The organism is Pseudomonas sp. PA-5-4B, assembly GCF_021606215.1.
Lineage (GTDB): Bacteria > Pseudomonadota > Gammaproteobacteria > Pseudomonadales > Pseudomonadaceae > Aquipseudomonas > Aquipseudomonas edaphica.
This window is the reverse complement of sequence record NZ_WKDB01000024.1, coordinates 77650-89307: the sequence shown is the minus strand read 5'-3', so window position 1 is coordinate 89307 and position 11658 is coordinate 77650. Positions and strand designations below refer to the sequence as shown.

Below are 11658 nucleotides of genomic sequence, written 5' to 3'. Positions count from 1 at the left end.
CCAGTGGGGAGCCGCCGGTGGTATAGGGGGAGGAGAGCTCCCCCCCCACCGCGTTTTGCCCCCCGCCACTGACGTCATAACGCACACTTCCAGCCCCAGGGCCAGACACCGACAAATTCCACATACCCCGCCCCCTAAGATCCAGCACCTTTAAGTCCGATAAGTGGAAAGAACGGCGAGGTCGGTTCCACAAAGGCCTGTCAGCTCGCAATTGAGCAAAGGGTGGGAATGGTTGCTGATCCAAATAGCAGGCAAAAAAAAGCCCCTCGCTAGAGGGGCTTTCATTCACAGCAGTGTCAGGCCAACCGCATCAGGTCATCTGAATAATGGTCTGCATGATGGTGCTCTGGGTGGAGATGGTCTTGGCGTTCGCCTGGTAGTTGCTCTGGGCCTTGATCAGGTCCACCAGCTCGTTGGTCAGGTTGACGTTGGAGTTTTCCAGGGACTTGGACACGATCGAACCCAAGGTGCCGGATTGCGGGGCGTCATAACCCGGCTGGCCCGAGGCGAAGGTCTCTTTCCAAGTGGTGCCACCCGACGGCTGCAGACCCTGCTCGTTGTTAAAGCTGGCCAGGGAGAGCTGACCGATGGCCTTGCTCTGCTGGTTGCTGAAGGTGGCGAACAGCACGCCGTTACCGTCGATATTCAGACCGGTGATCTGGCCGGTGGCATAGCCATCGGTGACCGGTGGGTTACGGTAGGTGGCCGAGTTGTACTGGGTGATGTTGCCCATGTTGATGGCAATACCGCCAGGGTTGGCATTCGCGCCGTTTTTGGTCCACACGCCATTGGTCACTGTACCCGGCACCCAGCCAGTCAGCTGCAAGGTAGTGCTGGAGGTGCCCCCGGTGACAATCCCGGTGAGCTTGCCGGCACCGTCAAAGCTCAACGTCGATGCCACCGGTGGCGTCGAGCCTGTGCCGGTAGGCGCCGAACCGTCTGGGTTACGGCCGTCGATCAGGGTGTAGGACTTCCAGGTATTGGAATCCGTTTTGACCAGGTACTGCACCATCGGGTGCGCGTTACCCTGAGTGTCGTACAGCGTAGTGTTGTACTGGGTACTGAACGAGCTGGACTCGGTTGGATCGAACGGGTGCGCCGCCTGATCAATCACCGGCGAGGAAGAGTTCAGGTTACTGGTGGAGTCCACTTTGGTGGACGCCTTGGGCGGCAGGTTCGACAGGTTCAATTGCAGGTCGGTCAGCGCGCCCTTGATGATGTTGCCATCGGCGTCCGCGGCGTAGCCTTGCAGGCGCGAGGTGCCGGTGTTGTTGGTGATGTAGCCGTCTTTGTCCGAACGGAAGGTGCCGCTGCGGGTGTATTCCAGCGAACCGTCACTGCCCTTCTGCACGAAGAAGCCACCGCCCTGGATCGCCATGTCCAGCAAGCCGCCGGTGTTGTTGACGTCACCTTGGGTGAATTGCTGGGACACCGCCGCCAGGTTCACGCCGCTGCCGACACTGTTCTGGCCAGTGCCCAGTTTGGACGCCGCGTAGATGTCGGAAAACTCCGCACGGGACGATTTGAAACCGGTGGTCGCAACGTTGGCAATGTTGTTGCCCGTCACGTCCAGTTGTTTGTTGGCCGCATAGAGGCCGCTAAGGCCGATGTTAAAAGACATGTTTCTCTCCTTCTGCCGTATTTAGCCGGCTCTATGTACCGATAGTCTGAATTTGCGACAGCTTGACGCTGCCCATGCCGCCTGCAAGGTTGAGCAGCATTTCGCCGCCGGTCTTGCTCAACGTCACGCTGGTGACCGTTGCCGGCAGCGACGTCAACAGGGCAACCGAGTCGCCTTTGTCATTCTTGGTGCTGGCCGCGAAGGTATAAGTGCCGGCGGGGGCGACTTCACCTTTGTCGTTCTTGCCATCCCATATAAAGCTTGAATTGCCGGCGCTTTGGGCGCCCATGTCGATAGTGCGCACCACGTTGCCGTCTTTGTCGGTGATTTTTACCGAGACGTTGCCTGTCGCTGCCGTCACCGCCACCGAGCCGGTCATGCTCTTGCTGGTATCAACCATGGCCTTGTCGGTCTGGGTGATGATCGAACGCCCAACCAGTGACGAGGCCTGCAACGCTTGCGAAGAGCTGAAGTTGCTGGAGATCGCATTCACCGAGTCGTTCAGGGTGTTGATGCCTTCCAGGCTGCTGAACTGCGCCAGCTGCGCCACGAACGCGCCGTTGTCCTGAGGCGACAGCGGATTCTGGTTTTTCAGCTGGGTCACCAGCAGTTGCAGGAACGCATCCTTGCCCAGCGCCTGGTTGCCCGTGGCCGCCTTGGCGGCACCATCAAGGCCGCTGTTGTCTGTGGCAGTCTTGACCTTGGAGTTGAACAGGTCCTGAACCGCCGTGTTGGGTGTAGAAGTGGTATCAACAATGGCCATTATTTGGCGCCCCTTATCACTGACCCAGGGTCAGGACCTTCTGCATCATGGTTTTGGCGGTGTTCATCATTTCCGCGTTGGTCTGGAACGAGCGGCTGGCGGAAATCATGTCGGCCATTTCCTCGACCACGTTGACGTTGGGGTAGTACACGTAACCCTTTTCGTTCGCGGCCGGATGGTTAGGCTCGTAGCGGGCTTCCAGGTTGCTCTGGTCTTCGACCACGCCGAGCACCTGCACGCCTTGGCCCGCCGCATCCTGGTTCTGGAACAGCGAATCACCGCTGCCGCTCTGGCCGGCCTGGCCGCCCTGGAACATGGTGGCGAACACCGGGTGACGGGCGCGGTAGGTCTGGTCAATGCTCGAAGACACGGTCTCGGCGTTGGCGATGTTACTGGCGACGGTGTTCAAACGCGTGGTCTGCGCGCTCATGCCACTGCCGGCAATATTGAAAACACTGGCGAGGGACATGGCTTACTCTCCGCGCAGGGCTGACATCAGCCCTTTGAATTTGCTGTTAAGCAGGGTGAAGCTGGCCTGAAAGTTCACCGAGTTCTCGGCGTAGGCCGATTGCTCCAGCTGGGCGTCGACGGTGTTCTGGTCGATCGACGGCTGCATCGGCGTGCGATACAGCAGCGACTCGTCACCATTGCCCAGGCCTTGCGCTTCGATATGACGGCTGTTGGTCATGTTCAAGGCAAAGGTGCCGTTCTTGGTCTTGTCCTGCTGTGCGGCGAGCACGGCGGAAAAATCCAAATCCCGAGCCTTGTAGTTCGGGGTGTCGGCGTTGGCAATGTTGTTGGCCAGGACTTCGGCACGTTGGGCGCGAAAGCCCAGGGCTTGTTCGTGGATACCGAGCGCTTTATCGAAGCTGATGCTCATGGCGGAAACCTTTAGGCTGACCTGCTTTTCGTATCTGGGTTATAGCAAGGCCCATGCCAATTCGCCGAAGGCCCGTATTACAAGGGTTTGCGCAAGGTTTGCCGGCGGCAATGCCAGAAAAGCGGCAATGGGCTTCCGCGTGGCGCCAGTAAAGCGGCAATGGCGGTTGCCGCTTTTACACCCGGTGGCAATCCTTCAACAGGCTGCCCCAGTGCGCCAGATACCTTGACCGCTCGTCTGCACTGTCATTTCTGACAGTTGTTGCGCCTACGTCTTTGCGTGCCTCATCGGGTGACCCCCTACATGCATAAAGCAGAGGCACACCATGCTGACTATTCCCCCCCTCAGATTCGTCCTGCAGGACAACGCGCTACCCATTCCAAACCTCTCGACCAGACTGCTGATCGGCAATGCGGTTGAATTGTTTTGCCCCTTTGCCGTCAAGCAGGGTGATTTCGTCAACGCAAATTTGATCGGCGAAAGAGGCAGAACGTACAACCTGAGCTTTGAGGTGGAGAAAGACGAGGCCGGGCTCAACTTTTTGACTCACCGTTCAATCATTGTCGGTAAGTCAGGCACCAATGTTGTTTTAATACTACGCGTTCGACGTGGCAGCGACGTGTACTTTGCGCCGAACGCAACCGTGTCCATCGATGCCGGCGGCATCGTTGTGCCTGTTCCTGGCACAGTGTGGGATTTCGCCGATGGCACCTTCCAGGGCTGGGTACCTCAGTCAGTTTATGCAGGCAGGGTGCTGCACATCGTCAACGGCAGCGTGGTCGTTGACCTGCCCAGCAGCCAGGTAACCAAGGCTCACATCATCACCCAACCCGTATCGGTCATCGCTGGGCGCATCTACGATGTCAGCTTTGACGTCCTGGGTGGTACAGCCGCCGGAGATGGCTCGACGCTGTACCTGACGGTTAACGGCAGCCGAATCGGCGCCAACGTACAAAACATAACCAACGCATCAACACAAACCGGAACCGGGACATTTACCGCAAGCAGTACCGGCACCGTGCATTTGGGTATTTTCAACGAGACCATCCCCAGCAGGAACCATCTTCTATTCTTGGGCAATATCCGAATGACACCCAAACCCTGACCACCGCCCGTAAAAAACTGGCGCTTGGCGCGCATGAAAAACGGGAAGCCTTTGCGGGGCTTCCCGTTTTTTTTATGCTCAAGCCACCTTTATTTGGCCTGATAAATGATCCCGGGGCTGCACTGCACCATCTGGTAATGATCCGGCAAGCCGTTGAGCGCTTCGGATGCACCCAGGAACAAATAACCACCACGCTTGAGCGTACCGTGAATGCGCAACAGGATGTCTTTCTTCACCTCTGCCGAGAAGTAGATCAACACATTGCGGCAGAACACCATGTCGAACTTGCCCAGGCTGGCATAGCTGTCGAGCAGGTTGAACGAGCGAAATTCCACCCGGCTCTTGATCGGCGCCTTGACCGCCCAGCGTCCTGCCCCTTTGGGGTCGAAGAAACGTTGCAAGCGTTCCTGGGACAAACCGCGGCCCAGGGCCAGGCTGTCGTACTCGCCGGTCTTGCAGTTGGTGAGCATGGTGCCGGACAGGTCGGTGGCGACAATTTGCGCACCGGCCTTCAATTGGCCCATGTTCGTACGCTCGAACTCATCGATGGACATCGAGATCGAGTACGGTTCCTGCCCCGAAGAACAAGCGGCCGACCAGATGCGCAGGCGCTGGCCCGGACTGGCCTTGATGGCCTCCGGCAGCACTTTGTTCTTGAGCACTTCAAAGGGGTAAGTATCACGAAACCACAAGGTTTCGTTGGTGGTCATGGCATCCACCACCATTTCCTTAAGCCCACTGCGCGGCTGGCCCTGGATGCGCTGCACCAACTCACCCAGCGACTTGATGCCCTGCTGCTCCATCAGTTTATTGAGACGGCTGGATACCAGGTACTGCTTGTTTTCACCGAGCAATATGCCACAGGCTTTTTCCAGGAAGACCCGGAACTGTTCGAAATCCAAATTACCCGTAGACAATGATACCGCCTCTTAAATCGTGTGACCGCCAGGAGGAAATCCCCCTAGCCGTGATCTGCTGCCTTGATCCGGTCGACTACCCGGGATGCCAGGTCATCAGGGCGGAATTTGGCCAGGAAGTCATCAGCACCGACCTTCTTGACCATCGCCTGATTGAATACGCCCGACAATGAAGTATGCAGGATGATATGCAATTTTTGCATGCGTGGATCGTTACGTATCTCGGCCGTGAGGGTATAGCCGTCCATTTCCGGCATTTCAATGTCGGAGATCATCATCAGGAACTCTTCTTCCGGCTTCTTGCCTTCGTCCACCAGCTTGCGCAGGTAATCCAGGGCTTGGCGACCATCGTTCAAGGCCACCACTTCCACGCCGACCGTTTGCAGGCAGCGGCTGACTTGCTTGCGCGCCACCGAGGAGTCATCCACCGTCAGCACACGCAGCGACACCGCCTTGTGTGCGGTTTCGGCGTCTACCACGCCAACCGAAATGGTTTCCGAGGTGGGTGCGACTTCGGCGAGGATCTTTTCCACGTCGATGATTTCGACCAACTGGTTGTCGACCCGCGTCACCGCCGTGAGGTAGTGATCGCGCCCGGTGCCCTTGGGCGGCGGATGGATCTCCTCCCAGTTCATGTTGACGATGCGTTCCACCGAGCGCACCAGGAAACCCTGGGTCTTGGTGTTGTATTCGGTGATGATCACAAAGGGGCTTTCGCGGTCCTGCAACCCCGAGGAACCGGTGGCCATGGCCAGGTCGAGAATCGGGATGGTCGCGCCTCGGATATTCGCTACGCCGCAGACCACCGGGCTGGATTTAGGCAATATGGTCAGCTTGGGGCACTGCAGCACTTCCCGCACTTTAAACACATTGATGCCGTACAGCTGCTTGCCGTCCAGGCGGAAAAGCAACAGTTCCAGGCGATTCTGCCCTACCAGCTGTGTGCGCTGGTTTACTGAGTCCATTACTCCTGCCATGCCTTGACTCCTACGCTAAAACCTTTGGCTATACCTACAAGGGCAACGACGCTCACCCAACACTAAACGGCACGGGCTTTGCTATTTATTGGTCTATGAACCTTAAAACGACAGTTTTCCGACGCATCCCACGGTATCGCAGATTGCTCTGCGCAACGATGGCTTTGCTTGCCTTGGGCTCGGGCACCACGGCTCGCGCAGATAATGTCACCTTGCCTGATCTCCTTATCGGCGTCACCCAAGGCTTTCTTGAGTTCACTGTAGAAGATTATCTGGCGACCACCCAAACGCCGGGGCGTTACGAAATCCAGGTCAACCAACTGGACCCGCGCCTGCGCATGCCTATGTGCGACAAGGAATTGACGGCCAGCCTCGAAAGCCCGGCCCAGCCCATCGGCCGCGTGACGGTAAAAGTGCGCTGCGAGGGCGCCTCACCCTGGACCGTGTTTGTGCCGGCGCAGGTCAAACTGTTCCGCGATGTGGTTGTGGTCACACGCCCGCTCAAACGCACCGGCATCATTGGTTTTGAAGACGTGGCCCTGCGCGAACGCGACATCAGCCTGATCAATCAGGGCTACCTCACCGCTGTGGACCAAGCGATCGGGCAGAAACTGACCCGACCAATGGTCACCGACCAGGTCATTACGCTGGTGCATCTGGAACAGGCTGAGGTGATTCGCAAGGGCGACCAGGTGGTGATTTCCGCCAGCAGCGGCGGGCTGATGGTAAAAATGCCGGGGGAGGCGCTGTCCAACGGCGGGATGAGCGAGCAGATCCGGGTCAAGAACCTCAATTCCAACCGTGTGATCAAGGCGCAGGTGACCGCGCCGGGCCAGGTTGAGGTGGCGCTATAGAAGATCACCGCTGTGAGATCACTGGTGTGAAACCCCAGGTTTTCCTACACTGTGCGTGGGATGTCGACCTGTACAGGTTTATTGTCAATCGGGCCTAAAGTTTGTCCGGGTATGGCCGAAAACATGGCAAGCGTCCAAATACCCAGAGGTTTTTTTAACATGGTCATTGATTTCAGTCGTTTAAATAACACCCAGGCTTTGCCGGGCAATACGCGCACCAGCGGGGCAAAGGACGGCGTAGAAGCCAAGTCCCAGCCAGCACCTGCCGCCAAGGCAGAACAGGCCAGCGCCAGCCAGAGCGGGGAATCGGTACACCTGAGCAATGAGGCTCAACAGTTGCAGAAGGTCACTGACTCGCTGCGCGATCAACCCGTTGTCAATAAAGCCCGTGTGGCCGAATTGAAACAGGCAATCGCTGATGGCAGCTATAAAGTCGACAGCAACCGTGTCGCCAGCAAGCTGCTTAACTTCGAAGCCGAGCGCTAGGCAAAGGCCTGCGCAGGGCTTTTGGACGCTTAAAACCCAAGGCCAGCCATGCACCACGACGAACATCTGCTTGAACTGATCATTGATGATCTGGCGCCGACGCAACTTCTGCTCGAGCTGCTCAAAGAAGAATCCCTGGCCCTCTATGGCCGGGATATGCGCTTGCTGGAAGAAATCCTGGCGCGCAAACAGTCGCTGATCGTGCTGCTGGAGCAGCATGGCAAGAAGCGCAGCGAAATTCTCATCAGCCTGGGCCTGCCGGCTGATCATGACGGCCTGGCACAACTGGCCAGCCACTCCTCGGTAGGCGATCAGTTGCTGGCGCAGAGCACCGCACTCAATCAATTGCTGGCCCAGTGCCAGGAAGCCAACCTGCTCAACGGCCAGTCGATCCAGCTGCAGCAGGCTACGACCGCCAACCAGTTGCGCATACTCCACGGCGGAGAGCCTCCGGCGCTGTACAACGCCCAAGGGTCGACCTCGCGCCTGGTCAAGCCAAGCACCCGCAGCCAAGCCTGACACCGGTTTACAGCGCGCCCTATCCAAGGCGCGCTACATGCTGGCAAAATGCCGGTTCTTGCGTGTAGTCGTATTTTGTCTGGAGATGGAAGAACCGTGTTCAACGCCCTTAATGCGGAAGATGCTCCGCAGCCACCCAAGGTGCTCACCACGCCTCTGGAAATCGCCAGCACGTTGCGAATGCTGCAAGAAAGCCATGACCCGCTGATCATCACTTTCCATGAACGCAGCCAGCGGTTCCAAAGCTATCTGGTGGATATAGATCGGGACAGCAAAACGCTCGCCTTGGACGAAATGATCCCCCGCGACGGTGAACGCTACCTTGAGAACGGCGAACCGTTCCGCATTGAAGGTTTCCATGACGGTGTGCGTGTCGCCTGGGAAAGCAACGGCACACTGACCATCAGTGAAAAAGGCGGCCACCGCATCTACACCGGCAGCATGCCCGACGAGGTGGTCTACCATCAGCGTCGCAATGCCTTTCGGGCAGCGTTGAAGCTGGCCCAACTGGTAAGCATCGAGCTGGGTGGCGAAAAGCTCAAGGCACCGATCAGCGGCAAACTGCTGGACATCTCCGCCACCGGCTGCAAGCTGCGTTTTGAAGGCGACATTTCCGATCGCCTGCAGCTGGGCCAGGTCTATGACCGCTTTATCGCCGCCCTGCCCTTTGGCAGCATGACCACCTCGGTGGAGCTGCGTTACCTGCACGTCGAAGACAAGATCAACACCACCTTCGCCGGCGTGCGCTTCCATAACATGAGCGGCTTGGTTCAGCGCCAGGTTGAACGTTTTGTGTATCAGTTGCAGCGTGAAGCGCGGCGCTTTGACAAAGACGACGACCTTTAAGCCTTAAAGGCCGTATGAATAAAAACGGGCAGATCCTGATGGGATCTGCCCGTTTTTGCTTTCAGGGGCGTGCCCTGCTCAAGTCGTGGGGATGCTCGTCCGGCCCCAGAGGCTCCGGCGGCCCTTCAAAAGCCGGTTCATCCGCGGGTTGTTGCGGGTCAGTTTCGATTTCAGGTTCCGGGTCGGGCACCACGCTCTGCATTTGCTCCTGCACCACCGCTTCATCCACCCGCGGGTCAAGGCAGGCCACCAGCGGCGAGCTGGACATGCTGTCGGGCATCGCCACGTGATGCAGCGGCGCATCGTCCACCTGATGCAGGTTAGTCACCGCCTTCGGCCGGATCCGCCACACCAGGACCAATGCACACAGGCTGAAAAAGGCGTACAGCATGTGGCTGCCGAACAGCTTCATCACCACACCCGCCAACAGCGGCCCGACACTCGCGCCGATGCCGTAGGTCACCAGCAACATGGCCGTCAGCGACACGCGGCGATCACCTTCCACATGGTCATTGGAGAACGCCACAGCCAACGGATACAGGCAGAACTGCACCAGCGAACACAGGAAGCCAGCCACGAACAGCACTTCCAGCGGCACTTGGGTCATCACGGCCAATGGCAACGCCGCCACCGCCAGGCACAAGGCAAAGCAGCGAATCAGCAAGGCACGATCATAGCGGTCCGACAACCAACCCAATGGCCACTGCACCAACAGACCGGCAAAGATGCAGCTACCCATAAACAGACCGACCTGCTCGGTGCTCAAGCCTTGCTGCGAGGCATACAACGGCGCCAGGCCGTAGAACGAGCCAACGATCAGCCCCGCGCCCAGCACCGTACTCAGCGACTGCGGCACACGCTTGATAAAGAAGCGTGGCTCCATAGGTGCAGGGTGCAGAGGCGCCGGGTGAATGCGTCGGGTCATGGCCACCGGCACCAGGCATAAGGCAAAGCACAGCGCCACCAGCATGAGCAATTCGAGGCCAAGCTGCGGGTGCATGACCAGAATCAACTGACCCAATACCAGCCCAAGGTAGGAGGCGATCATATAGCCGCTGAATACCACGCCACGCTGCTTGGCGTCCGCCTGCTCATTGAGCCAGCTTTCGATAACCATGTACTGGCACATCATCCCCAGGCCCACGATCATCCGCAGCACAATCCAGGCCGGCAGCCAGTTGATGAGGCCGTGGCCCAACACCGCCGCGCCGACAATCCCGGCACAGGTGGCATACGCGCGAATATGCCCGACGCGGGCAATCAGGCGATGCCCGATCTTGCCGCCCAGCACCAGGCCGAAGTAGTTGGCCGCCATCAGCGCCCCCACCCACAGGCTGTCGACGTGGTCGGCTGCCAGACGCAAGGCAAGGTAAGTGCTGAGCAGGCCGGACCCGATCAACATCATCAAGGAGGCGAAATAAAGGGCTCGAAAAGATTTCCAGATCTGGCGCATCGGCGTTCCGAGCGGCTCCTTGCAGTGAGGGACAGGGCTATCAGCATGATAGTCCGGGGTTGCCGGGAGCGGACAGACGCAGCGGGCCGTTTTCCGGGGAATATTTTGCTTAATCGTTCAGACGCTGCCTGGCCGCATGCAAGGTACATATGCAACGTACAAAAGCGACGAGAAACACACTGCGCACCTGCTGTGAACCCTGACAGGCGGCAAGGTTCGACCGGTGTTGCAGGCACGCACAAAAAAGCCCTGCCAGGACAACCTGTGCAGGGCTTTTGAAGATGGTGTCCCAGGGCCGGTTCGAACGGCCAACCTTCCCCTTAGGAGGGGGATGCTCTATCCAATTGAGCTACTGGGACAAATGACAGCCATCGGGCACGGGGCACAGCGACGGACGGCGTGCATGTTAACGGCCAAGGTGGGTTTTGTCATGTCGTCCGTGGGCTTTTTGAGTGTAGGCCGATCCTTTTCGACCGAGGCCCGCGTTGCCCCGCAGCCACGGGGCCTGGATGCTGTCGTGCAAAATGCACTACCCCAAAATGCCATCATTGCAAATTGCAACCCGACGCCACTTTAAAGTAGACTCAAGTCATTGATTTTAATGAAATAATAGATTGGCACGGGACCTGCAATACTTCTCCTACAAACCCATCCAGCCACGGCGTTTAGCGGAGAACATGACCATGAACAGTGCCCTTCTGTTAGCCCTCAACACCATAGCCTTGGCTGCACTGGTGATGTTTCATTTCCAATCCACCGGCAGTAATGATCCTGCGCAACTTAGCCAGGCCGTGCCGCACCATCTGCAACAACGCCCGCAATTGGCGGTGATGACGCCCAACGCGCAATCGCCGGTACGCCTGACCCAAGGCACCCAGACTGCACCGGCATCCGAACATTGGGTTTTCTAAGGACGCCATTCATGAGCAAATCCGCCTGGCTGTTTTTGTGCCTGACTGTCGCCACTGGCCTCCTGGGCCTGGGCGCCACCTCTGAAGATGGACAAACTGCTGCAATGGTCGCAGCCGGCGTGTTCATGAGCCTGCTTGTGCTGACGCTTTTCATGGGCCGCAAAATCAAATTCGACCCCGTTTTGCGGTAATCTCTGCACCATCTCCCTCCCTCGACCTTATGTCGCCCCGCCCTAGCAAATCGGCAAATTGCCACTAGTCTTAAAGATAAGGGCAAAAGGCCACTTTGCTTTAGGATATGCGGCCTCAATCCCTGCGCGAGCCTG

Annotated in this window: 14 protein-coding genes and 1 tRNA gene; 7 read left to right on the top strand and 8 right to left on the bottom strand. The window is 58.1% G+C overall.

The genetic code is table 11. The features are described 5' to 3' along the window. Positions 1–310: 310 nt before the first annotated feature. Genes flgE through flgB form a run of 4 tightly spaced genes read right to left on the bottom strand, consistent with a single transcriptional unit; the run spans position 311 to position 3264 of the window. Positions 311–1621, bottom strand: a complete 1311-nt coding sequence (flgE, locus tag GIW28_RS14250) for a flagellar hook protein FlgE (RefSeq protein ID WP_017138383.1) — start codon at positions 1619–1621, stop codon at positions 311–313. A 31-nt stretch (positions 1622–1652) separates the two neighbouring features. After that, positions 1653–2384, bottom strand: coding sequence for a flagellar hook assembly protein FlgD (gene flgD, locus GIW28_RS14245; protein ID WP_017138384.1), 732 nt, complete (start codon positions 2382–2384; stop codon positions 1653–1655). A gap of 16 nt (positions 2385–2400) precedes the next feature. After that, positions 2401–2853 (bottom strand): flagellar basal body rod protein FlgC, encoded by a 453-nt coding sequence (gene flgC, locus GIW28_RS14240; protein ID WP_017138385.1) that lies wholly within the window; start codon positions 2851–2853, stop codon positions 2401–2403. Between the two features lie 3 nt (positions 2854–2856). Continuing rightward, positions 2857–3264, bottom strand: a complete 408-nt coding sequence (gene flgB, locus GIW28_RS14235; RefSeq protein WP_003214246.1) for a flagellar basal body rod protein FlgB — start codon at positions 3262–3264, stop codon at positions 2857–2859. 325 nt (positions 3265–3589) lie between these two features. Here flgB and GIW28_RS14230 point away from each other — a divergent pair, with 325 nt between their 5' ends. Continuing rightward, positions 3590–4369 (top strand): hypothetical protein, encoded by a 780-nt coding sequence (locus tag GIW28_RS14230; protein ID WP_170039839.1) that lies wholly within the window; start codon positions 3590–3592, stop codon positions 4367–4369. Between the two features lie 89 nt (positions 4370–4458). Here the strand turns inward: GIW28_RS14230 and cheR are convergent, their stop codons facing one another. Beyond that, on the bottom strand, positions 4459–5286 hold the full coding sequence (cheR, locus tag GIW28_RS14225) for a protein-glutamate O-methyltransferase CheR (protein WP_017138387.1): 828 nt from the start codon (positions 5284–5286) through the stop codon (positions 4459–4461). Between the two features lie 44 nt (positions 5287–5330). Continuing rightward, complete coding sequence (locus GIW28_RS14220) at positions 5331–6263, bottom strand: chemotaxis protein CheV (protein WP_017138388.1); 933 nt, start codon at positions 6261–6263, stop codon at positions 5331–5333. 95 nt (positions 6264–6358) lie between these two features. On the opposite strand from GIW28_RS14220, the gene flgA reads away from it, so the two are divergent. From flgA to GIW28_RS14200, 4 genes are all read left to right on the top strand, one after another. Continuing rightward, the gene (flgA, locus tag GIW28_RS14215; protein ID WP_026013793.1) at positions 6359–7117 is read left to right on the top strand and encodes a flagellar basal body P-ring formation chaperone FlgA; all 759 of its coding nucleotides are present in this window, start codon (positions 6359–6361) and stop codon (positions 7115–7117) included. 159 nt (positions 7118–7276) lie between these two features. Continuing rightward, positions 7277–7603: a flagellar biosynthesis anti-sigma factor FlgM gene (flgM, locus tag GIW28_RS14210; protein ID WP_017138390.1), complete on the top strand. Its 327-nt coding sequence runs from the start codon at positions 7277–7279 to the stop codon at positions 7601–7603. A gap of 48 nt (positions 7604–7651) precedes the next feature. Continuing rightward, the gene (locus GIW28_RS14205) at positions 7652–8122 is read left to right on the top strand and encodes a flagella synthesis protein FlgN (RefSeq protein ID WP_017138391.1); all 471 of its coding nucleotides are present in this window, start codon (positions 7652–7654) and stop codon (positions 8120–8122) included. A gap of 96 nt (positions 8123–8218) precedes the next feature. After that, positions 8219–8968, top strand: coding sequence for a flagellar brake protein (locus GIW28_RS14200; RefSeq protein ID WP_017138392.1), 750 nt, complete (start codon positions 8219–8221; stop codon positions 8966–8968). Between the two features lie 61 nt (positions 8969–9029). Here the strand turns inward: GIW28_RS14200 and GIW28_RS14195 are convergent, their stop codons facing one another. Together GIW28_RS14195 and GIW28_RS14190 are read right to left on the bottom strand one after the other, a co-directional pair. Beyond that, positions 9030–10421, bottom strand: coding sequence for an MFS transporter (locus tag GIW28_RS14195; protein WP_017138393.1), 1392 nt, complete (start codon positions 10419–10421; stop codon positions 9030–9032). A gap of 282 nt (positions 10422–10703) precedes the next feature. Continuing rightward, positions 10704–10780: transfer RNA gene (locus GIW28_RS14190), tRNA-Arg, on the bottom strand. A 324-nt stretch (positions 10781–11104) separates the two neighbouring features. On the opposite strand from GIW28_RS14190, the gene GIW28_RS14185 reads away from it, so the two are divergent. Continuing rightward, positions 11105–11332, top strand: a complete 228-nt coding sequence (locus tag GIW28_RS14185) for a hypothetical protein (RefSeq protein WP_099548206.1) — start codon at positions 11105–11107, stop codon at positions 11330–11332. Positions 11333–11343: 11 nt separating this feature from the next. Then, complete coding sequence (locus GIW28_RS14180; RefSeq protein ID WP_236447859.1) at positions 11344–11523, top strand: PA3371 family protein; 180 nt, start codon at positions 11344–11346, stop codon at positions 11521–11523. Positions 11524–11658 lie beyond the last annotated feature (135 nt).

Excerpts from the sequence above, each read along its gene's own strand:
- flgE (WP_017138383.1), bottom strand. The coding sequence starts at position 1,621 with ATGTCTTTTAACATCGGCCTTAGCGGCCTCTATGCGGCCAACAAACAA.
- flgD (WP_017138384.1), bottom strand. The coding sequence starts at position 2,384 with ATGGCCATTGTTGATACCACTTCTACACCCAACACGGCGGTTCAGGAC.
- flgC (WP_017138385.1), bottom strand. The coding sequence starts at position 2,853 with ATGTCCCTCGCCAGTGTTTTCAATATTGCCGGCAGTGGCATGAGCGCG.
- flgB (WP_003214246.1), bottom strand. The coding sequence starts at position 3,264 with ATGAGCATCAGCTTCGATAAAGCGCTCGGTATCCACGAACAAGCCCTG.
- GIW28_RS14230 (WP_170039839.1), top strand. The coding sequence starts at position 3,590 with ATGCTGACTATTCCCCCCCTCAGATTCGTCCTGCAGGACAACGCGCTA.
- GIW28_RS14220 (WP_017138388.1), bottom strand. The coding sequence starts at position 6,263 with ATGGCAGGAGTAATGGACTCAGTAAACCAGCGCACACAGCTGGTAGGG.
- flgA (WP_026013793.1), top strand. The coding sequence starts at position 6,359 with ATGAACCTTAAAACGACAGTTTTCCGACGCATCCCACGGTATCGCAGA.
- flgM (WP_017138390.1), top strand. The coding sequence starts at position 7,277 with ATGGTCATTGATTTCAGTCGTTTAAATAACACCCAGGCTTTGCCGGGC.
- GIW28_RS14205 (WP_017138391.1), top strand. The coding sequence starts at position 7,652 with ATGCACCACGACGAACATCTGCTTGAACTGATCATTGATGATCTGGCG.
- GIW28_RS14195 (WP_017138393.1), bottom strand. The coding sequence starts at position 10,421 with ATGCGCCAGATCTGGAAATCTTTTCGAGCCCTTTATTTCGCCTCCTTG.
- GIW28_RS14185 (WP_099548206.1), top strand. The coding sequence starts at position 11,105 with ATGAACAGTGCCCTTCTGTTAGCCCTCAACACCATAGCCTTGGCTGCA.
- GIW28_RS14180 (WP_236447859.1), top strand. The coding sequence starts at position 11,344 with ATGAGCAAATCCGCCTGGCTGTTTTTGTGCCTGACTGTCGCCACTGGC.